We start from the raw sequence: 19,590 nt of genomic DNA on the forward strand, positions 1-19,590 counted from the left end.
CGTGTGGGGCACGCTGACGCAGCTGGTGCGCGAGGCGGTGTGGGCCGAGGTGCCGGTGGACGAGAACGACGCCCACGCCGCGGGCCAGGTCCTCTGGCGTGCCCTGCGGCGGACGGAGGACTCCGGGCCTTCGGGGGCGGGTCATCCGCCTCCCGACGCGACGTCCACCGAGGACTCGGGGCCGGGCCAGCCTCCTCCCGACGCGACGTCCACCGAGGACTCGGGGCTGGGTCAGCCGCCTTCCGACGCTACGCCCGCCGACGGCTCGGGGCCCTCAGTCCCCCCGGAGCACGATGGCGGGCGGGATTCGCGAGGCGCGACGCGCGGGCAGCAGGGCGGCGAGGAAGGCCACCGCGCCGAGCATCGCCACCACCGCTACATAGGTGAGCGGGTCGATGGGCCGCACGCCGCTGAGCAGGTGCGTGAGCGCGCGGCTGGCGCCGGCGGCGAGCACGAGGCCGAGGAGGAGCCCCGCTCCCGTGAGCCGCAGGTACCGGTCCAGCACCATGCCCGTCACCTGGTCCTCGCGCGCGCCCAGCGCCATGCGGATGCCCAGCTCGCGGGTGCGCTGGAGCACCGCGTACGCCACCACCCCGTAGAGCCCCACCGCCGCGAGCACCATGGCGACGCCGGCGAAGGCACCCACCAGCAGCAGGTAGAAGCGCAGCGGGGCCACCGTGCCGTCCACCACCGAGGAGAGAGTGCGCACGCTGCCCAAAGCGAGGCTCGCGTCGAGCGCGCGAATCTCGGCGCGCACCGCCGAGGCCAGCGCGAGCGGCTCGCCCGACGTGCGCAGCAGCAGCACCATGCCCGTGCCGCGCGCCTGCTCGTAGGGCACGTACAGCTCGGGCACCGGCGGCGTGGCGGGCCCGTCGAGGGCCTGGTCCTCCACGATGCCCACCACCCGGCCGCCGAACGCGCCGCTGCCCCAGTCCGTCCCCGTCTCCACCGTGTGGCCGATGGGGTCCTCGCCGGGCCAGAAGCGGCGGGCCGCCTCGGCGTTCACCAGCACCGCGCGCCCTCCCGCGCCCCTGTCCTCGGCCGTGAGCCCCCGGCCGCGCAGCACCTTCACGCGCATGGCCTCCAGCGCGCCCGGCGTGACGATGCGGACCCGGGTCTCCCACGGGCTGGTCCCCGGGGGCACGGGCCGCTGCGAGTCCTTCAGCGGGGTGGTCCACCTGATGCCACCGTCCATGGGCAGGACGCTCACCGCGCCGGCCGCCTCCACGCCGGGCAGCGCGCGCAGCCGCTCCAGGAGCGGGTCATAGAAGGCGGCGGGGGCCGCGGTGCCGAAGCGGTAGCGCAGCGTGGGCAGCTCGAGCTTCACCGTGAGGACGCCCTCGGGCTGGAAGCCGAGCGGGGCGCGCTGCAGGTGCACGAAGCTGCGCAGGAGCAGGCCCGCGCTCACCAGCAGCAGCACCGCGAGCGCCGTCTCGCCGATGATGAGGGCGGAGCGGGTGCGGTGCCGGTGCGCGCCCCCACCACCGCCCCCGCCAAGGGAGCGCAGGCTCCGCCCCAGGTCCACGCGCGAGGCGTGCAGCGCCGGCACGAGGCCGAAGAGGAATGTGGTGAGCACCGACAGCCCGGCGGTGAAGGCCAGCACGGCACGGTCCAGCGACACCTCCTCGATGCGGGGGATGTCGCGAGGGCCCAGCACGGCCAGCGCGTCCAGCGCCCACATTGCGGCGAGCAGGCCCGCCGCGCCGCCGAGGAGGGAGAGCAGGGCGCTCTCCAACAGCAGCTCGCGCGCGAGCCGGCCCCGGCTGGCACCCAGGGCGAGCCGGACGGACAGCTCCCCCTCGCGCGAGGCGGCGCGGGCCAGCAACAGGTGGGTGAGGTTCGCGCAGGCGATGAGCAGCACCAGCCCCACCGCGCCCATCAGCAAGAGGAGCGAGGGGCGCGTGCGGCCCAGCAGCACATCGCGAAGCAGCTCCACGCTCGCGCCCTTCTCCGCGTTGGTCTTCGGATACTGCTCGGCCAGCCGGCCGGCGATGGCGGCGACGTCGGCGCGGGCTCCCTCCAGGCTCACGCCCGGGGCGAGCCGGCCGTACACCTCCAGCCAGTGCGAGCCGCGCGCCTCCGGCTTCACCATGGGGGCTTCCCACATCAAGGGCGTCCACATTCGCGCGCGCGACGGGAAGTCGAAGCCGGGCGCCGCCACGCCCACCACCGTCCAGGGCTCGGAGCCGCCGAAGTGCATCGAGCGGCCGAGCACCGAGGGGCTGCCGCCGTAGCGGCGCTGCCACAGCTCGTGGGAAATCACCGCCACCTTCGGTGCGCCCGGCGCGTCGTCACTGTCCTGGAGCCCTCGGCCGAGCTGGATGCGCACGCCGAGTCCCTGGAAGAAGCCGGCCGTCACGAGGCCGCCCTGCACCCGCTCGGGAGAGGTCTCCGGGCCGTCGGCGGCGAGCGTCATCTCCGCGCTCGCCACGCCGAAGAGGCTGTCGAAGGCGCGGGCCTGCTCGCGCATGTCCCTCAAGTCCAGCGGCGAGGTGGGGCCGGGGCCCTGCCGGCCCACCGTGTACACGCGCACCAGCCGGGCGTCGTCGTGCATGGGCAGCGGGCGCAGCAGCACCGCGTGCACCACGCTGAAGATGGCCGCGTTGGCGCCGATGCCGAGCGCCAGGGTCAGCACGGCCACCAGCGTGAAGGTGGGGCTCCGGCGCAGCCGGCGCAGCGCGAGCCGGAGGTCCTGGAGGAGGGTGTCCATTCCAGGAGCCGCGAGCATGGACCATGCCAGCCCCCGCGGCCAGCCCCCTCCGGGCGGTGGGCCGGCCCGGACGGAGGGCGGGGTGCCCGGCGCTGGGAAACCGAATCCCGCTTCCGGACAGGCCCCCGCGGCGGTGGAGCCTCAGAAGGGCTCGAAGCAGTCGTAGTTGCGCTGGGAGATGATGCGACCGTCCTGGAAGGTGAGGAACATGCCGCACGTGGCGCGCAGGGTGTCTCCGGCGGCCAGCGTGCGCAGGGGCACGGCGAGCGTGCCGCTCCAGTCCACCTCCAGCGCCACGGTGTCGCCCTGGGCCAGGGTATTGCGGACGGCGTAGCGCTGCGAGGACAGGAGCTTGCGTCCCTTCTCGGCGCCTGCGAGCAGCGCCGTCAGGCCCCGCGTCTGCCCCGTGCGGGTGAGCGCGTTGGGGTACTCGCGCTGCTCCACCTGGGGGTGGAAGAAGGCGGCCAGCGCCTCCCCCGTCGCTCCTGACTCCAGGGCCTGGAGGTAGCGCAGCGCCGTGTCGAGGTTCGTCGTGGACATGAGGTCCTCCCAGGGAAGATGCACAACCCATGTTGCACAACCCGGGTTGTGGATGCAAGACGGGAGGCCATGTCACGTCGGAAGGAAGACGCGTCCGTGCGGCTCGAGTCGCTGGATTTGGGCTACCTCGCCCTCTTCGTGGGGCAGCGGGTGAACGAGCAGGTGCTGGAGGACATCCACGCCGCGGGCTTCACGGGCCTGCGCCACGCGCACGGCTATGTCTTCCAGCACCTGTTGGGAGGCCCGCGTTCCATCAGCGAGCTGGCGGAGCTGCTGGAGGTGACGCAGCAGGCTGCGTCCAAGACGGTGGCCGAGCTGGAGGCGCTGGGCTACGTGGAGCGGACGGCGTCCGAGGACGCGCGCGTGCGGCGGGTGGCGCTGTCCGCGCGGGGACAGGCGGCGGTGGAGCGCACGCGCGCCCTCCGGGCCGGGCTGCAGAAGCGCTTCGAGCGGCAGCACGGGGCGGCGGCGGTGGACGCGGCGCGCAAGCTGCTGGCGGCGGTGCTCACCTCGCTGGGCGGCGCCGAGGCGGTACGGGCCCGGCGGGTGCGGGCGCCCCGCTAGGAGGGGCGGGGCGCCGGGTCAGGGCAGCCCCGCGCGCGGTTGTGCCATGCTCCCGCGCATGGCCCTTCCCCTGGAAGACTACGCCCTCATCGGTGACACGCAGAGCGCCGCCCTCGTGGGGCGGGATGGCTCCATCGACTGGCTGTGCTGGCCGCGCTTCGACTCGGACGCGTGCTTCGCGGCGCTGCTGGGAGATGCGTCCCACGGCCGGTGGCTCGTCGCCCCGGCCGGCGGCATCCTCAAGGTGACGCGCCGCTACCGGCCCGGCACGCTGGTGCTGGAGACGGACTACGAGACGGAGGACGGCGCGGTGCGCGTGGTGGACTGCATGCCCCCGCGCAGCGGCGCGCCGGACCTCGTGCGCGTGGTGCAGGGCCTCAAGGGCTCCGTTCCCATGCGCATGGAGCTGCTCGCGCACTTCGGCTACGGCGACCGCTCGCCCTGGTTGCGCCTCCACGAGGACCATGCCTCCGCGCGGGCGGGGCCGGACGCGGTGGCGCTGCGCACGCCCGTCACCGTGCGCCGGCGGGGCAACACGCTCACCGCGGACTTCCCCGTGGAGCCCGGCGCGCGCGTGCCCTTCGTCCTCGCGTGGCACCCCTCGCACGAGGTGCCACCCAGGCCCCTGGACGCGCTGGCCGCCGTGGAGGAGACGGAGGCGTGGTGGAAGGCGTGGTCCTCGCGCCTCGTCACCACCGGGCCATGGCACGAGCCGCTCCAGCGCTCGCTCATCACCCTGAAGGCGCTCACCTACTCGCCCACGGGCGGCATCGTCGCCGCGCCCACCACGTCCCTGCCGACGCCCTCCGGGGTGCCTCCCGGCGACGCGCGCTTCTGCTGGCTGCACGACGCGACGAGCGCGCTCCAGGCGCTGCTGGACGGGGGCTACATGGAGGAGGCCCGCGCGTGGCGCGACTGGCTGGTGCGCGCGGTGGCCGGCGAGCCGGAGGAGCTGCAATCCTCCTACGGCGTGGCCGGCGAGCGCCGCTTCCCCGGGGAGGAGCTGCCGTGGCTGCCCGGCTACGAGGGCACGCGGCCGGTGCGCATCGGCCATGAGTCCCGGCGGGGGCTGCGCACGGAAGAGGTGGGCGAGGTCATGGGCAGCTTCCTGGAGGCCGCGCGCCGGGGGCTGCCTCCCAGCAGCGACGCGTGGACGCTCCAGCGCGCCATGCTGGAGCACCTGGAGGGCCGCTGGCTGAAGCCCGCGGCCGAGGCGCCGACCCTCACGTACTCCAAGGTGATGGCATGGGTGGCGGTGGACCGGGCGCTGGAGAGCGCCGCGCACTTCGGCCTGGACGCGCCCGGCGAGCGCTGGAAGCGGCTGCGCGCGGACCTGCACGCGGAGGTGTGCCGCGAGGGCTTCGACTCGCGCCGGGGTACCTTCACCCGCGAGTACGGCGGGCGGGGCCTGGACGCGCGGCTGTTGCGGCTGGCGCGGCTGGGCTTCCTGCCGGCGGACGACGCGCGCGTGCGCGGCACGGTGGAGGCGGTGGAGCGCGGACTGGGGGAGGGGGACTTCGTGCGTGAGCACGACGCGAGCGGGGCGGGCGTGTCGCTGGTGTGCAGCTTCTGGCTGGCGGACAGCCTGCACCTGCTCGGCCGGCGCGAGGAGGCGAAGGCGCTCTTCGAGCGGCTGTTGCGCGTGCGCAACGACGTGGGCCTGCTGCCGGAGGAGTATGACCCGCGCCAGCGCCGCATGGCGGGCCACTTCCCGCACTCATCCAGCCACGTGGCCCTGGTGCAGACGGCCATGGGCCTGTCACGCGGCGAGGCGCTCGGCGGCTGACAGGCGACGCCGCCTCGCGGTACGAGGCGGAGTCATGAAGACCCTCCCCCTGCCTCAACGCCTCTCCCTGCTGGACGGCGCCACGCCGCTCCAGCCGCTGGAGCGCCTGTCGCGTCACCTCGGAGGTCCGCGCCTGCTCCTCAAGCGCGATGACCTGGGAGGCCTCGGCGGGGGTGGCAACAAGCTGCGCAAGCTGGAGTTCCACCTGGCGCGCGCGCTCGCCCAGGGCTGCGACACCGTGCTCATCGACGGAGGGCTCCAGTCCAACGCGTCGCGCCTGCTGGCCGCGGCGGCGGCCCGGCTCGGCCTGCGGTGCGAGCTGGTGCTGCGCAAGCGCGTGCCCCGCACCGATGCGGCCTACGAGCACAACGGCAACGTCCTCCTCGACCGGCTCCTCGGCGCGACGGTGCACGTCGTCGCGGGCGAGGTGGACAGCCGCGCGCTGCTGGAGGAGCTGGCGGCCCGGGCGCGTGGCGAGGGGCGGGTACCCTACGTGCTGCCCTTCGGTGCGTCGGACGCGCTCGGGGCCATGGGATACGCGGAGTGCGCGCGCGAGGTGCTGGAGCAGGCGCTCGCGGCGGGGGAGCGCGTTGACCGGGTGGTGGTGGCCTGCGGCAGCGGCGGCACGCAGGCGGGGCTCGTCGCCGGGCTGGCGGCGCTGGGCTGCGCCGCGCGGGTAACGGGCATGAGCGTCCTCGCACCGGCGCGGGACATCCGCCTCCGCGTCCACGCCATCGCCGAGGAGGCGCTCGCGCTCCTCGCGCCGGACATGGCCCTGGGCGCGGACGCTGTGGAGGTGGACGAGGCGTTCCTCGGCTCCGGCTATGGCCTGCCCACGCGGGAGATGAAGGAGGCCGTCTCGCTGGTGGCGCGCATGGAGGGGCTCTTCCTGGACCCGGTGTACACGGGGAAGGCCTTCGCCGGGCTCCTCGGGCGCATCGCCGACGGCACCATTCGCCGTGGGGAGACGGTGGTCTTCCTCCACACCGGCGGCCTGCCCGGCCTCTTCGCCTACGTCTCCGCGTTCGACGAGGCCCCGCCCGTCTGAAGGGGCGGGTGCCCCTTCCGTGCGCGAGAGGACACGGAAGGGGCCCGGACCGGCTCACTCCTCGCAGGAGCGGTCCGGCATGGCGTCAATCCAGTCGAAGATGAGCTGGGAGCCCTGGTCGTGCCGGATGGCGCGGCCCAGCTCCGGCATCATCTTCCCGGACTCCTCGGTGTTCAGCCGGTACCAGAGGATGGACACCGAGGGGCTGCCAGGGACGATGTCGAACTCGCCGCCCACGCCGCTGCCGGCGGAGCCCGGCCGCTTGCAGATGCCCAGCGAGAACTTGTCCATGGTGGCGATGTCGAGGAACAGGCGGCTGGTCTCGCCCGCCTGGCTCTTCGGGTTGTGGCAGTGCGCGCAGTTGATGTCCAGGTAGGTGCGCGCCCGGGTGTCCAGGTCCGCGGCCTCCGAGTCAAATGCGTCCGGCGCGTGGGGCACCTCGGGAAGGGGCGGCAGGCCCGTCAGCATTCCCAGGCCGGCCAGGTGCTGGAGCTGGTTGCGCGTCTGCCCATCGCCGTAGGTGTGCTCCCGGTTGAGGTACCGGGCCTTCACGCCAATGGGCACCATCACCTGGTTCTGCGCGCCGTCCAGGACATGGTGGCACTTCAGGCACTGGTTCTTGCTGGGCACCAGGTAGTCGAACTTGCGCGTCACGCCCTGCTCGTCGATGAGCTGGACGTCCCGGACGACGCGGCCGCCGTTGGCCAGGGTGGCCTCCGTCTGGGCTTCGTTCCAGAAGTAGGGGTACGCCTCCCAGCCGCCGGGCTGCCGCACCAGCACGCGCGTCTCGATGACGCGCACGTCCTTGTCCGGCTCGCGCAGGTCCGCGGGGAAGGCGAACGTCTTGGTGATGAGGGTGCCCACGGGCAAGTCCAGCACGTCCCGGGCGTGGTACCCGGCGGCCTTGCCGGGCGGCACGTGGAGCGTGCGGGACTTCACGGCGTAGTCGGAGAACAGCGGCGTGGTCAGCTCGTAGGGCACGTTGCCCGCCACCGGCTTCAGCCCGCCGTCCGCCGGGCTGCCGGTGAACAGGCCGAAGCCCGACAGGCTGTTGGGGATGACGACCGAGCCGTCCGGCACGCCCGGGCCGGCATCGCCGCCGCCGTCCGGGGTGCCCGCGTCACCATCCTCGCCGGCATCGGGAATGCCGCTGTCCCCGCCCGCGTCCACGCCGGCATCCATCCCGGCGTCCCCGCCCGCGTCCCCACCCGCATCCGGTGTGCCACCGTCCACCGGAGGCGTGCCCGCGTCCGGCGGGGTGTTCCCCGCGTCGGCTCCGGACGGCGGCGGGTCCTCGCCACCGGAGCAGGAGGCCAGCGCCGCGGTCAGCAGCACCGCGGCCAGTCCGAGTCCCGGGATGAGCGGCTTGCGCATGCGTCGCGTCCTCGGACCGTTCAGGGCAGCGCCAGGGCCGGGGAGAAGCCCGGGCAGTTGAACGCCTTCGCGCCCTGCGGGTAGCGGCGCGTCGCGTTCCAGGCGCCGGCCGGGTCGGGCGTGGGGCTCAGGAGCTTCCTGGAGACCTCCTCCAGGTGGAGGTCCACGACGGCGGCCTGCGTCGTCGGCGGCAGCGCGTTGCCGGTGAAGCAGATGTTGGCGGGGTTGAGCTGCGCCCGGTCGTGCATGAACGGGTCGATGCCGTCCCACAGCAGGTGCTCCACCTGCGTCACGCCCTGCGTCGCGGCCCCGTAGCCGTACACGCCGGCCAGCAGCGCGCCCAGGGGGCGGCGCCGCGGGTCCACCTGGCCGTTGTCCACGCGGTCCCCGCTGCCGCCCATGAAGGTGTTGCCGTGGATGAACACATCCGAGCTGGGGAAGTTGAAGAAGCCGGCCTGCCACAGCTGGATGTTCTTCTCGATGGCCAGGCCGCTGAGCACGGCGATGTCCACGGAGTTGTTGTCACCCCACGTGTTGCCGGTGAGCTCCACCCGGCGCGACGCGAGGATGAACGTGCCGGTGCCGGCGGGCACCTGGGATACGGTGCTGCTGCTGGCCTCCACGGAGGCGAAGTTGGGGCGGTTGTTGCCCGTAATCGTGTTGCCGACGATGAGGACGTCCGTGCCGCGGATGGGGTTGCCCGGCAGGTCGAACACCACGAGGCCGGTGGTATTGTCGATGGCGGTGTTGCCCTGCACGAAGGCATACTTCGTGTTCTCGATTTCGATGCCCGCCACGTTCTTCCGCGCCACGTTGCGCCGGACGATGGCGTACCGCGTCTGCCCCACGTAGATGCCGGCGTCCGCGGCGTTGTAGGCCTCGGAGTCCTCGACGATGACGTAGGACGACTTCACCGGGTAGATGCCGTACTTGCCGTTGCTCTCCTCGTTCTCCCGCGCCCACTCCGTGCGGATTCGCTGGATGAACACATTGGTGGAGTTCTCGATGCGCAGGCCATCCTTCTTGGCGTTCCAGATGGCAAGGTCCTTCACCGTGAAGAGCTTGCCCACCACGTCGATGCCGTTGCTGTTGCTGACGGCGCCGGAGAAGTCGAGCACCGTGCTGGCGCTCGCGCCGGTGGCCTCGCCCTGGGCGCCCTTGCCCGCGCCGACGATGGTGATGCCGTTCTGGCGGATGGTGATGGCGCTGTCGAACTGGAAGGTGCCCGCGCCGAGCTGGAGGGTGGTGCACTCGGCGAGGTCATTCACCGCGTCCTGGAGCTCCTGCTCCTGGCCGGGATTGAAGGTGAGCGTGCGCGGAGTCTTGCCCTCGCAGGAGAACTCCTGCGGCCAGGCCACCGTGGAGCCGCCGTCGGTGCCCGCGTCCGTCCCCGTCCCCGCGTCGGTGCCCGCGTCGTTCCGCGTGCCCGCGTCCGTCGGCTGCTGGCCGGCGTCCGTCGGCTGCTGGCCGGCGTCCGGCGTCTCCGCGCCGTCCTTGTCATCGTCATCCGAGCACGCGGGAAGGGCGAGCAGGCCCACCAGGGCCAGCAGCACGGCGCGAGGCGCACACGAGGGCGGAAGACAGCGCATCAGGTTCCTCCAGCGGAAGGCGCCGCGCCGCTTCACCTCCGAGCATGGAGGCCAGCGCGCAACGCGGTTGCGCGAATCCTGGTCGCTAAAGCCAGCCGACCTCAAGGGTCAGGTGACGAATTCATGGCACCGCACTGCTGTGACGCGGTGCGTTCTGCAACCGCGTTGAGAAAAGGTTCCCGTGTTGCCCTACTTTCCCTTCGAGCAGGACACCTTCGCGCTGTCACTGGGCGTTCACGCGCTGCGCCAAGACGAGCACCTCATCGAGGTCGACGCGCCGCATTACGCGGAGGAGGTGGCGCTGAAGGCGCGGCTCCTGGCGGCCGGGCACGGGGCGCGCTCCCAGGCGATGCCGGGCACGGAGCCGCTGCAGTGGGAGACCGTGACGGTGCTGCTGCCCGTCATGGCGCGGCAGGCGCCGGAGCACTTCGCGCTGGAGGTGGAGGACGGGCGCTGGCGGTGGCGCAACCTCCTCTTGGGCACCGAGACGCGCTTCACGCCGGAGGATGCGGCGAGCCTGCCCCAGGCCCCGCTGGAGTGGCTGGGCCGGCAGGTGCAGGAGGACCTGCTGCTGTTGGACGGCACGCGCGAGGGCTTCCCGCTGGTGGCGGGGCTGTTGTGCTTTCCCTCCGGCTGGCACCTGGGCGAGAAGCTGGGGAAGTCACTGCTCGACGTGCACGTGCCGGTGCCAGGGTTCAACGCGAAGCTGGGCCCGTCCACGCTCAAGCTGATGGAAGGCCTGAAGGCCGGGCGCTCCGTGACGCGCTGCAACTGGGCCATCACCGTGACGGAGCGTCTGGATTTGGAGCCGTGGACGTTCCCCGAGTGGACGCATCTCTATGAAGGCATCACCCCGGAGAATGCCGGGGAGCGGTGCTTCCTGCGGCTGGAGCGGCAGACACTCACCCGCATGCCGCGCACGGGCGCCATCCTCTTCACCATCCACACCTACCGCGCCCCGGTGGCCGACGAGGTGAAGGACTCCGCGCGTCGCCAGCGGTTCGCCCGGGTGCTGCGCTCCGTGCCGGCGGACTCGGCGGCGTACAAGCGCATCACCCCCGTGCGCGAGCCGCTCCTGGCCTTCCTGGAGGCGGGAGGCTGAAGGCCGGCCCCTGCCAAGGACTTCCCGCCCGGAGGCACCCCGGCCGGACGGGCAGTCTCACGTGGATGCCGAAAAATACTGCATTCCTGGAATTCCTGTGGAAGACGGGGGGCGGGTCGGGGGTTCCAGGCGTGGATTGAACGGGGGCCCTGGAGCGTCATGGCGCCGTCCAGCGGATGACAGACCATTTCTGTAGTAAGTCGCCCCCAGAACTCTCTGACTGACGGCGGGGACTTCGCTGCCGCCGCAAGCCAAGGAAGGGCAAAAGACATGCGGAAGATGTGGCTGGTCGCGGGAATGCTGGCAGTTGCGGGATGCCAGCCCCAGCAGGGGAAGCAGGGTGAGGGCACGCAGCAGGCCGCCGGTGGCGCGGGCAGCGCCACCAACCCGCAGACGGAGGAGCAGAAGACGCTGTTCGCGCTCGGCCTGTCCATCGGCCGGAGCATCAGCGTGTTCGACATGACTCCGGAGGAGCTGGAGTACGTCAAGGCGGGCATCACCTCGCAGGTGAAGGGTGAGAAGTCGCCGGTGGACCTGGAGACGTACGGTCCGAAGCTGCAGGAGCTGGCGCGCTCGCGCAGCAACCGCAAGGCCGAGGCGGAGAAGGCGAAGTCGAAGGAGTTCCTGGAGCAGGCCGCGAAGGAGTCCGGCGCGCAGAAGACGGAGTCCGGCCTGGTCTACAAGGAGCTGACCGCCGGCACGGGCGCGTCGCCCCAGGCCACGGACATCGTGAAGGTGCACTACAAGGGCACGCTGACCAACGGCACCGAGTTCGACAGCTCGTACAAGCGCGGCGAGCCCACGCAGTTCCCGCTCCAGGGCGTCATCAAGTGCTGGACCGAGGGCGTGCAGAAGATGAAGGTGGGCGGCAAGGCGAAGCTGACCTGCCCGTCGGACATCGCCTACGGTGACCGCGGCGCCCCGCCGAACATCCCGGGCGGCGCGGCCCTGGTGTTCGAGGTGGAGCTGCTCGAGATCGTGAAGGCGCCGGAGATGCCGGCCATGGGCGGCACGCCCCCGGGCGGCGCGCCGCAGGGCAAGCCGGCCACGCCCCCGGCGCCGAAGAAGTAGTCACACCGTCTTCCGCTCGGGTTTCGTGAGCGGGACTCAGGAGGGCTGGCGAGGGGCATTCCCCTCCCAGCCCTCTTCGTTTTTCCGGCGGGGACGCCAGCCGGTGGCGCGCGGTGCCGGGCCGGGGTAGTTGCGTGGGGCCGTCGGCGTCCCTCCGCGCGAGGGAGGCCGGGCGGGACGACACACGCGAGGAGAGCACCATGCGCCGGAGCCTGCTGCTGTTGTCGATGGGAGCGCTGCTACTGGGAGGCTGCGTCCGGGGAGGGCCCCGGGAGGTGGCTCGCGAGCCGTCGCCCACGGGGGCGGTTTCCGAGGCGGAGTTCAAGGCGATGCACACGCTGCGCCCGGACGCGGCGCCGCCGCGCCGGGGGCAGGAGGTGGAGGTGGCGGGCACGAAGATGTACCTGAGCCTGCCGGAGAACGCGCAGGGGCCGCTGCCGGCGCTGCTCGTCATCCACGAGTGGTGGGGCCTCAACGAGCACATCCAGGCCTGGGCGGACCGGCTGGCGGCCAACGGGTACGCGGCGCTCGCGGTGGACCTGTATGGCGGCAAGGTGGCCACCTCTCGCGACGAGGCGATGGGGCTGGTGAAGTCGGTGGACGCGGCGCGCGCGCAGGAGGTGCTGAAGGCCGCGCATGCGTTCCTCCAGAGTGACTCGCGCATCCGGGCGGAGCGCACGGGGAGCATCGGCTGGTGCTTCGGAGGCAGCTGGTCCTTGCGCACGGCGATGGCGATTCCGGAGCTGGACGCGGCGGTCATCTACTACGGCAACCCGGTGACGGATGTTGACCAGTTGTCGACCATCAAGGCGTTCGTGCTGGGCATCTTCGGGACGAAGGACGCGTCCATTCCGCCGGAGACGGTGGCGGAGCTGCGGCAGGCGCTGGACGCGGCGGGGGTGCGGCACCGCATCCTGGAGTTCGAGGCGGAGCACGCCTTCGCCAACCCGTCCGGTGGCCGCTATGACGAGCGCGCCGCGTCCACGGCGTGGCAGGAGACGGCCGCGTTCCTGGAGCAGCACCTGAAGCGCTGAGGAAGGGACGGCCGGTGCGCCCGGAACGCTCCCGAGGCGCGGGCCGGCCCCGCCCCCGGGGGCGAGGTGTTGTCCACTGGTCCACTCGCGGCTCGGGTGCCCGGCACCCTGTTGCTCGGAGGACCGGGGTCGGCTTGAAGGACGGCACTTCTCCGGGAGGCTGAGGTGTCGAGGACAGGAGCGTGCGTCGCGGTGGGGCTGTGCCTGCTGCTGACGGGTGGGGCCGCGGGCGGCGTGGCGGCGCCGCACGTGGGACGGCGGAGCGCGGGGCGGGCGGGGACGGCGGAGCAGCCCAGGACGGCGGAAGGCCTGGTGGAGGCCCCGCCCTTCACGGGAGGCTGGCTGCGTCCCGACGGCGGGCTCGTGCACGTGGGGCATGACGGCGTCGCGCCCTTTCTCATGGACTTCGCCTCCCGGCGGCGCTGGCGCCTGGAGCCGCGCGAGGACGGTGCGTGGGCGCTCGCGGGGAGTCAACCCGCTGCCCGCATCACGTGGAATGGCAGCCGGCCCTCACTGACAGGCCTGGGCCCCGCGCCGCTCGTGCTGGAGCGGCTGCCGGCGCGCACCGAGGACGTCACCGTCCGCAACGGCGGCGTCACCCTCGCCGGGACGCTGTGGCTGCCGGCCGGTACGCCTCCCCGGGCCGGCGTGGTGCTGCTGCCGGACGCGGACATGGAGACGCGGCGGGCGCTGGAGCCCTACCCGAGCTTCCTCGTGCACCAGGGGCTGGCGGTGCTCACCTACGACAGGCGGGGCTCGGGGGGCTCGACGGGCAATGGCCGGCCGTGGGTGTCCGGCATGGACGTGCTGGCGGAGGACGGGCTCGCGGCGGCGCGGCTGTTGAGGGAGCGCGCCGGCCTGCGTGAGGGCGCGGTGGGGTTGATGGGGTTCGGCCAGGGGGCCTGGGCGGCGGTCCACGCGGCGTCGCGCGCGCCGGAGCTGACGGGCTTCCTCGTGCTGGTATCCGGGGGCGGCGGTCCCTTGTGGAAGCAGGAGCAGCACCGGCTGCGCAACGAGGCGCGGCGCAAGGGCCTCACCGGGCCGGAGCTGGTGGAGCTGACGGAGTTCCTCGGCGTGCTCCACGACGCGCGCCTGTACGCGCCCGAGCGCGAGGAGAAGTCGCTGCGCACGCTCGACTTCCACCTCAAGCGCGCGAAGCGCCGGCGCTGGTACGCGGTGACGCCGCAGTCCCGCCACGAGGAGCTGCCGCTGCCCGGGATGCTGGAGCTTCAGCGGCTGCTGTGGAGCAACGTGCTGTCCTATGACCCGGCGGAAGACCTGGGACGGGTGCGCGGCCCGGTGCTCGCGCTGCTGGGCGAGAAGGACGAGGTGACGCCCGCGAGGCCCACGGCCAGCGCACTGTCCGCGGCACTCTCGCAGGCGGACAGCGACGTCCGGGCCGGCACCGTGACGGTGAAGGTGCTGGCCGGCGCCGACCACCGGCTCGTCCTGCCGGCGGACGCGAAGCAGCCCGGCGTGGAGACGATGGCGGAGGAGCTGTTCCCCTCGCTGGAGGCGTGGCTGCGCGGACTGGGGCGCTGAGGCACCGTCGAAGGTGCCTCGAGGTGGGGCATGGACGCGGCGGTCCTGCCGATGCATCGAGCGTGATCGCGCGGACCGAAGCGCCGCCCGCGCAATCAGTACGGCCGCTGGCCGACGTAGTTGCCCGGCGGCGCGTAGTTGCACACCCAGAGCTGCCACCTGGGGAACTGCGCGCCGAAGGGCGAGTTCTTGTCGCACACCTGCGTGGCGCAGCCGACGCGCTTCGTGGTGCGCCACACCACCTGCGTGTAGTGGCCACACATCTTGCCCGACGCGCAGCTGTTGCTGGCGTAGTTGTAGTCCGCGACTTCCTCGGCCCAGTACCGCACCACGCCCGCCGTGGTGAAGTGGCCCGGCGTGGCGGCGGCCAGGTTCTCGCCGTAGTTGCCGCGGTTGGGGTTGTGCACGAACTCGCACTTCGCCGCGTACGCCCTCGCAGTCTCCTCCGCCTTCGTATCCCAGGTGAGCGGCTCCAGCGGCGGGTTGGCGGCGGGCGTCACCGAGGCCCGCACCGCGTTGTGCGTGTCGACCATGTCGCGCGCGAAGGCGGGCAGGGGGGTGCCCCCATCCGTGGGGGTCGTGCCCGCATCCGATGTGCCCGCATCCGTGGGCGTCGTGCCCGCATCCGTCGAGCCCCCATCCAGGGGCGTCTCGCCGGTCGTTCCCCCGTCACGGGGCGTCTCGCCAGGGCGAGGCTCGTTGTCCGGGGGCGTCTCGTCGGAGCCGCAGCCGGTGGTGAGCCAGGGTACGAGAAGTCCCAGTGCCAGGAGGTGTCGGAAGGAGGAGCGGACCATGCCCGCGATTATCCGGACCCGGGGGCCGGGAGCAATCCCGCCCCATGTGAAATGCCGGATGGAAAGTTCCAGTGGCCCAGGGGGGGAGGAGCGCCCGGGCCCGGAGCCTGTTAGGCTTCCTGTCCGGAGGCCTCCATGAGCAACGACCCCCAGAGCCGCGCGAGCAAGGTCTTCACGGCGCTCGAGGGCATGGACGAGTTCAGCGTCATGTCCGTCGAGCCGGACATGCGCAAGCTCAAGGTCGAGCTGGAGGGCAAGCGCGTGGCGGCCGAGGGACGGCCGGAGAGCGTGCCCTCCAGTGTCTTCTCCCGGTTGCTCCGCCGCATCTTCCGCGGCTGAGCCACGCCTCATCGCGCGGGGCCTCTACGCCTCCGTCCGGACGCCGGGCGCGCGGGGCAGGGCGCCGTCAGTACGGACTCTGGCCGATGTAGTTGCCCGGCGGCGCGTAGTTGCACACCCAGTTCTGCCACGTGGGGTGCTGCGAGCCGAAGGGCGAGTTCTTGTTGCACATCACCGTGGCGCAGCCCACCTGCGTCGTCTTGCGCCACACCACCTGCGTGTAGTGGCCGCACACCTTGCCCTTCTTGCAGGTCCTCTTCATGAAGTCGTAGTCCACGGCCTCGTCCGCCCAGCTCTTCACCACGTCGGGCGTCGTCCACGCGCCGGGCGTGGCGGCGGCGAGGTTCTCCCCGAAGTCGCCCCGGTTGGGGTTGTGCTCGAACTTGCACTCCTTCGCCCAGGACGCGGCCTTCTTCGCCGCCGCGTCGGACCAGGTGAGGGGCGGCAGCGCGGGCTTCGGCGTGGGCTTCGCCTGGGCGCGCGCGCGGTTGTGCGCGGCCACCATGTCCCGCTCGAAGTCCTTCGCCGACGGCAGACCCGAGCGGGGCTGCTCCGTGCGCGCCGGAGCCGGAGCCGGAGCCGGAGTCCGGGACGGGGCCGGAGCCCGCTGCCGGGACGCCGTCACCGGCTGTTTCTGGGGCGTCGTGGACGGGCGCTGTGCCGCCTTGCCTCCCGAACCACAGCCGAGCAGTGGGGTGAGGAGGAGCAGTGCGGACCAGCGGATGAGGGACGAGGACGAACGCATGGGGCGCAATGATGCGCCAGAGCGTCCGTCCCCGCATGAGAACCGTGCGCGCCGGGCGGGACATGCGGGGGACACCCGCCTGCCCGCCCTGCCGCCGGAGGGACTCAGGCCTTCAGGTCGGGCAGCGGCCCGGTGCCGTTGTCGCCGAAGGTGGTGATGCCCGGCACGCCCATGGCCTGCATCATGGAGATGTACAGGTTGGCGAGCGGCGCCCCGTTGTAGCGGATGTGGCGGCCCGGGGTGATGACGCCGCCGCCGCTGCCGGCGACGAGGATGGGCAGGTTGTTGTGCTGGTGCGAGTTGCCGTCCGCGATTTCGCTGGAGAAGTACACCATCGAGTTGTCGAGCAGCGTCTTCCCGTTCGCCTCCTGGATGCCCTTCATGCGCTCCAGCAGGTACGCGTACTGCTCCACCTCCCACCGGTCGATGGTGGCGAGCGCCTCGTAGTTGGCATCCACCTTCTGGTGGTGCGAGTACGTGTGGTGCCCGCCGCTCAGGCCCAGGAAGCCGTACACCTTGTTGCTGCGCGCGTTGGCCAGCATGAAGGTGGCCACGCGGGTGAGGTCGCACTGGAAGGCCAGGACGATGAGGTCCATCATCACCTTCGTCTTCACGCGCGGGTCCTCGTTGTCGTCCGGCGAGATGCCCGGGTTGCACGACGGCCCGTCCGCCTCGATGGCCTCCACCTGCTTCTCCAAATCGCGCACGCCGGTGAAGTACTCGTCCAGCTTGCGCCGGTCCGTCGTGCCCAGCTGCGAGCGCAGCGAGGTGGCGTCGTCGCGCACGAAGTCGATGATGCTCTTGCCGTACGCGCGGCGCTTCTCCAGCTGGGCCTGGGTGGCGTTCGGGTCGAAGCCGGCGAAGAGCCGGTCGAAGACGGCCTTGGGGCGCGTCTCCTTGGCCACCGGCGTGGTGGGACCGGCCCAGGCGATGTTGTTGGCGTACGGGCAGGCGTAGCCGGAGTCGCAGTTGCCGATGCCCTTGCCCGCGTCGTTGCCCAGCTCCAGCGAGGGGAAGCGGGTGGCCTTCCTCGCCGCCAGGTGGTTGGCGATGACCTGGTCCATGGAGATGCCGGCGCGGAAGTCGGTACCCTCCGTCTTGAAGGCCTTGGCGCAGCTCAGGAAGGCGGCGGTGGCGGCGGCGTGGTGGCCGTCGCCGTCCGGCCGGCCCGGGTCGTTGGCCAGTCCGCTGATGACGAGCACGTCGTTCTTCACCGGCGCCAGGGGCTGGAGCGTGGGCGTCAGCTCCCAGTTCGTGCCGGTGCCGTTGGGCGTCCACTTCGGCATGTGGATGCCGTTGGGCGTGTAGAAGACGGCCAGCCTCCGGGGCGCGGAGCCGATGGCCGACTGGGCCTGGGCCCGCGCGGTGGCGGGCAGCATTCCCTCCAGGACGGGGAGCGCCATCAGCGCCCCCGCGCCGCGCAGGAACGTCCTCCGGGAGAGTTGGAACTTCTTGCTCATGGCTGGCGCACCTCCGTCTCGCCGCGCCGGTGGGTGAAGTGGTCGCTGAGGACGATGCTGAGGATGTAGTCGGTGAGGCGGCCGCCGCTGGCCTCGGCCGTGGCGGCGATTTCCTTCACCGCGCACTGGTCCGCCTCGGACAGGCCGCGGCCGAGCGCGTAGGTGAGCAGGTGCTCGGTGAGGCACGAGGGCAGCTTCGGGTCGTTCTTCACGAAGCTCCGCATGTCCTCGGCCCCGTGGAGGATGGTGCCGTCCGGCATGTCACCCGTGGCATCCACCGGCGCGCCGCTCACCTCCTGCAGCCGCCAGCGGCCGATGGGGTCGTAGTTCTCCAGCGCCAGCCCCAGCGGGTCCATCAGCATGTGGCAGCCCTGGCACGCCGGGTCGCTGCGGTGCAGCGCCATGCGCTCCTTCATCGTCATGTTCGGCTGGATGGGCGGCGGCAGGTTCTCCACGTCCGGAGGCGGAGGCGGAGGCGCCATGCACAGCAGTTGTTCCAGCACCCACACTCCACGCTGCACCGGCGAGGTGCGGTCCGAGTTGGAGGTGACGGTGAGCAGCGAGCCGTGGCCGAAGATGCCCTGGCGGTCCGGGTAGGAGGACAGGTCCACGCGCACCGGCGTGCTGCTGCCCGGCGCGGGCAGGCCGTAGTGCCGGGCGAGCGTGTCATTCACATAGGTGAAGGGCGCGTCCACCAAGTCGCGCAGCTTGTGGTTGCCGTTGATGAACTCGCGGAAGACGAGCTGCGTCTCCTGGCGCATGGCCGAGCGCAGGCCCTCGTTGAAGGCGCCGTAGAGCGTCTTGTCCGGCTCCGCGGAGTCCAGCGCGCGGGTGTAGAGCCACTGGCCGGCGAAGTTGTCCACCAGGGCCTGGGCCTTGGGGTCCGCGAGCATGCGGCGCACCTGGGCCTCCAGCTCCTTCGGGTCGCCCAGCTTGCCCGCCTCGGCGGCGGACAGGAGCGCCTCGTCCGGCATGCTGCTCCACAGGAAGTAGGAGAGCCGGCTGGCCAGCTCGAAGTCACTGAGCCGGTGGGGCGTGGCGGCGTTGGGGTCCGGGTCCTTCTCCACGCGGAAGAGGAAGTGGGGCGACACCAGCACCGAGCGCAGCGCCAGCTTCACGCCCGCCTCGGGCGTGTCCCCGTGGCGCTTCGCCAGCGCGAGGAACTCCAGGAGCCGGTCCACCTCCTCCTTGGAGACGGTGCGGCGCCAGGCGCGGCGGGCGAAGCGCGAGAGGATGTCCCGGGCGCACGGCTCCGGGTTGGCGGCGTCCAGCGTGCACGTGCGCAGGGTGCCCTTCTTCCAGGCCTCCTCCACGAGCTTCTCCGCCGCCGCGGAGTACTTCTCCATCAGGAGCGGCGACATGCTGAGCACGTCCGCGTTGTTGTCGAAGCCGTAGCCGTGGTCGTCCGTCGGGAAGTCGCGAGCGGGCCGGGTGGTGTCACCCAGCAGGTCCCTCACGGTGGCGTCGTACTCGGCGCGGTTGAGGCGGTGCAGGGTGACGCGGCCCGGGTCCTTCGCCGCGTCCTTGCAGGCGTTGTTCTGTCCATCCGTCGGTGGCGGGATGTCCAGGCCGGGCACCTCGCCGGGGAGCACCCGGGCCTGGGGTAGCTTGTCGCCATCACAGCCCGCGAGCAGCAGCAGGCAGCTCGCGCCGGCCAGCAGCCGCCAGCCGGGCCTTCTTCGAAACCTGGGTGTCACGTCTCCGTCCCCCTCCACACTCGCCCCATGCCCCCAACGGCTTCGGGGCCGCCTGGGAGTAAGCAAGACGCTCACCAACGCCATGTGCGGAGTGGTGGACGGAAGGGAGTCGCTGAAGCAGGCTGGCGTGCGCTCTCCATCGCCTCCGGTGCGCCCGCGAGGGACAGGGAGGGAAGTGGATTTCCTTTCCTGGGA

16 protein-coding genes are annotated in these 19,590 nt (G+C 72.2%); 8 read left to right on the top strand and 8 right to left on the bottom strand.

Going from position 1 to position 19,590, the window contains the following annotated elements:
- Nucleotides 1-274 precede the first annotated feature (274 nt).
- Both HG543_RS02955 and HG543_RS02960 read right to left on the bottom strand, forming a co-directional pair.
- Nucleotides 275-2,710 (bottom strand): ABC transporter permease, encoded by a 2,436-nt coding sequence (locus HG543_RS02955; RefSeq protein ID WP_169343104.1) that lies wholly within the window; start codon nt 2,708-2,710, stop codon nt 275-277.
- Nucleotides 2,711-2,851: 141 nt separating this feature from the next.
- Nucleotides 2,852-3,250, bottom strand: a complete 399-nt coding sequence (locus HG543_RS02960) for a nuclear transport factor 2 family protein (protein WP_169343105.1) — start codon at nt 3,248-3,250, stop codon at nt 2,852-2,854.
- A 69-nt stretch (nt 3,251-3,319) separates the two neighbouring features.
- On the opposite strand from HG543_RS02960, the gene HG543_RS02965 reads away from it, so the two are divergent.
- The 3 genes from HG543_RS02965 to HG543_RS02975 are packed head-to-tail and all read left to right on the top strand — an operon-like array spanning nt 3,320 to nt 6,648.
- On the top strand, nt 3,320-3,814 hold the full coding sequence (locus HG543_RS02965; RefSeq protein WP_211193692.1) for a MarR family winged helix-turn-helix transcriptional regulator: 495 nt from the start codon (nt 3,320-3,322) through the stop codon (nt 3,812-3,814).
- A gap of 58 nt (nt 3,815-3,872) precedes the next feature.
- Nucleotides 3,873-5,600 carry a glycoside hydrolase family 15 protein gene (locus HG543_RS02970; RefSeq protein ID WP_169343106.1) on the top strand — a complete coding sequence of 576 codons (1,728 nt, stop codon included), beginning with the start codon at nt 3,873-3,875 and terminating at the stop codon, nt 5,598-5,600.
- 34 nt (nt 5,601-5,634) lie between these two features.
- A complete protein-coding gene (locus HG543_RS02975; RefSeq protein ID WP_169343107.1) occupies nt 5,635-6,648 on the top strand; it encodes a D-cysteine desulfhydrase family protein in 1,014 nt (337 codons plus the stop codon).
- Nucleotides 6,649-6,702: 54 nt separating this feature from the next.
- Here HG543_RS02975 and HG543_RS02980 read toward each other — a convergent pair whose 3' ends face one another.
- Nucleotides 6,703-8,022: an SO2930 family diheme c-type cytochrome gene (locus HG543_RS02980; RefSeq protein ID WP_169343108.1), complete on the bottom strand. Its 1,320-nt coding sequence runs from the start codon at nt 8,020-8,022 to the stop codon at nt 6,703-6,705.
- Between the two features lie 20 nt (nt 8,023-8,042).
- On the bottom strand, nt 8,043-9,611 hold the full coding sequence (locus HG543_RS02985) for a parallel beta-helix domain-containing protein (protein WP_169343109.1): 1,569 nt from the start codon (nt 9,609-9,611) through the stop codon (nt 8,043-8,045).
- A 181-nt stretch (nt 9,612-9,792) separates the two neighbouring features.
- Here HG543_RS02985 and HG543_RS02990 point away from each other — a divergent pair, with 181 nt between their 5' ends.
- The 4 genes from HG543_RS02990 (at nt 9,793) to HG543_RS03005 (ending at nt 14,360) form a co-directional block, all read left to right on the top strand.
- The gene (locus tag HG543_RS02990) at nt 9,793-10,713 is read left to right on the top strand and encodes a heme-dependent oxidative N-demethylase subunit alpha family protein (RefSeq protein ID WP_169343110.1); all 921 of its coding nucleotides are present in this window, start codon (nt 9,793-9,795) and stop codon (nt 10,711-10,713) included.
- Nucleotides 10,714-10,983: 270 nt separating this feature from the next.
- The gene (locus HG543_RS02995) at nt 10,984-11,784 is read left to right on the top strand and encodes an FKBP-type peptidyl-prolyl cis-trans isomerase (RefSeq protein WP_169343111.1); all 801 of its coding nucleotides are present in this window, start codon (nt 10,984-10,986) and stop codon (nt 11,782-11,784) included.
- A 200-nt stretch (nt 11,785-11,984) separates the two neighbouring features.
- Entirely contained in the window at nt 11,985-12,818 is an 834-nt protein-coding gene (locus tag HG543_RS03000; RefSeq protein WP_169343112.1) for a dienelactone hydrolase family protein, read from the top strand.
- Between the two features lie 165 nt (nt 12,819-12,983).
- Nucleotides 12,984-14,360 (top strand): serine aminopeptidase domain-containing protein, encoded by a 1,377-nt coding sequence (locus tag HG543_RS03005; protein WP_169343113.1) that lies wholly within the window; start codon nt 12,984-12,986, stop codon nt 14,358-14,360.
- Nucleotides 14,361-14,455: 95 nt separating this feature from the next.
- On the opposite strand, the gene HG543_RS03010 is transcribed toward HG543_RS03005, so the two are convergent.
- Nucleotides 14,456-15,154 carry a pathogenesis-related family 1 protein gene (locus HG543_RS03010; RefSeq protein WP_169343114.1) on the bottom strand — a complete coding sequence of 233 codons (699 nt, stop codon included), beginning with the start codon at nt 15,152-15,154 and terminating at the stop codon, nt 14,456-14,458.
- Between the two features lie 135 nt (nt 15,155-15,289).
- Between HG543_RS03010 and HG543_RS03015 the strand changes: the two genes are divergently transcribed.
- Nucleotides 15,290-15,493, top strand: a complete 204-nt coding sequence (locus HG543_RS03015; RefSeq protein ID WP_169343115.1) for a hypothetical protein — start codon at nt 15,290-15,292, stop codon at nt 15,491-15,493.
- 67 nt (nt 15,494-15,560) lie between these two features.
- Here the strand turns inward: HG543_RS03015 and HG543_RS03020 are convergent, their stop codons facing one another.
- The 3 genes from HG543_RS03020 to HG543_RS03030 all read right to left on the bottom strand — a co-directional run bounded on the left by HG543_RS03020 (nt 15,561) and on the right by HG543_RS03030 (nt 19,395).
- Nucleotides 15,561-16,238: a CAP domain-containing protein gene (locus tag HG543_RS03020; RefSeq protein ID WP_169343116.1), complete on the bottom strand. Its 678-nt coding sequence runs from the start codon at nt 16,236-16,238 to the stop codon at nt 15,561-15,563.
- A gap of 104 nt (nt 16,239-16,342) precedes the next feature.
- Complete coding sequence (locus HG543_RS03025) at nt 16,343-17,698, bottom strand: DUF1552 domain-containing protein (protein ID WP_169343117.1); 1,356 nt, start codon at nt 17,696-17,698, stop codon at nt 16,343-16,345.
- Nucleotides 17,695-19,395, bottom strand: coding sequence for a DUF1592 domain-containing protein (locus HG543_RS03030; RefSeq protein WP_343073256.1), 1,701 nt, complete (start codon nt 19,393-19,395; stop codon nt 17,695-17,697). Before HG543_RS03030 ends, HG543_RS03025 begins: the two co-directional genes overlap by 4 nt.
- Nucleotides 19,396-19,590 lie beyond the last annotated feature (195 nt).

Origin of the sequence: Pyxidicoccus fallax (assembly GCF_012933655.1) — a bacterium.
Taxonomy (GTDB): domain Bacteria; phylum Myxococcota; class Myxococcia; order Myxococcales; family Myxococcaceae; genus Myxococcus; species Myxococcus fallax.

Excerpts from the sequence above, each read along its gene's own strand:
- HG543_RS02995 (WP_169343111.1), top strand. The coding sequence starts at position 10,984 with ATGCGGAAGATGTGGCTGGTCGCGGGAATGCTGGCAGTTGCGGGATGC.
- HG543_RS02960 (WP_169343105.1), bottom strand. The coding sequence starts at position 3,250 with ATGTCCACGACGAACCTCGACACGGCGCTGCGCTACCTCCAGGCCCTG.
- HG543_RS02975 (WP_169343107.1), top strand. The coding sequence starts at position 5,635 with ATGAAGACCCTCCCCCTGCCTCAACGCCTCTCCCTGCTGGACGGCGCC.
- HG543_RS03000 (WP_169343112.1), top strand. The coding sequence starts at position 11,985 with ATGCGCCGGAGCCTGCTGCTGTTGTCGATGGGAGCGCTGCTACTGGGA.
- HG543_RS02985 (WP_169343109.1), bottom strand. The coding sequence starts at position 9,611 with ATGCGCTGTCTTCCGCCCTCGTGTGCGCCTCGCGCCGTGCTGCTGGCC.
- HG543_RS03025 (WP_169343117.1), bottom strand. The coding sequence starts at position 17,698 with ATGAGCAAGAAGTTCCAACTCTCCCGGAGGACGTTCCTGCGCGGCGCG.
- HG543_RS02965 (WP_211193692.1), top strand. The coding sequence starts at position 3,320 with ATGTCACGTCGGAAGGAAGACGCGTCCGTGCGGCTCGAGTCGCTGGAT.
- HG543_RS02980 (WP_169343108.1), bottom strand. The coding sequence starts at position 8,022 with ATGCGCAAGCCGCTCATCCCGGGACTCGGACTGGCCGCGGTGCTGCTG.
- HG543_RS02970 (WP_169343106.1), top strand. The coding sequence starts at position 3,873 with ATGGCCCTTCCCCTGGAAGACTACGCCCTCATCGGTGACACGCAGAGC.
- HG543_RS03020 (WP_169343116.1), bottom strand. The coding sequence starts at position 16,238 with ATGCGTTCGTCCTCGTCCCTCATCCGCTGGTCCGCACTGCTCCTCCTC.
- HG543_RS02955 (WP_169343104.1), bottom strand. The coding sequence starts at position 2,710 with ATGGACACCCTCCTCCAGGACCTCCGGCTCGCGCTGCGCCGGCTGCGC.
- HG543_RS03015 (WP_169343115.1), top strand. The coding sequence starts at position 15,290 with ATGAGCAACGACCCCCAGAGCCGCGCGAGCAAGGTCTTCACGGCGCTC.
- HG543_RS03010 (WP_169343114.1), bottom strand. The coding sequence starts at position 15,154 with ATGGTCCGCTCCTCCTTCCGACACCTCCTGGCACTGGGACTTCTCGTA.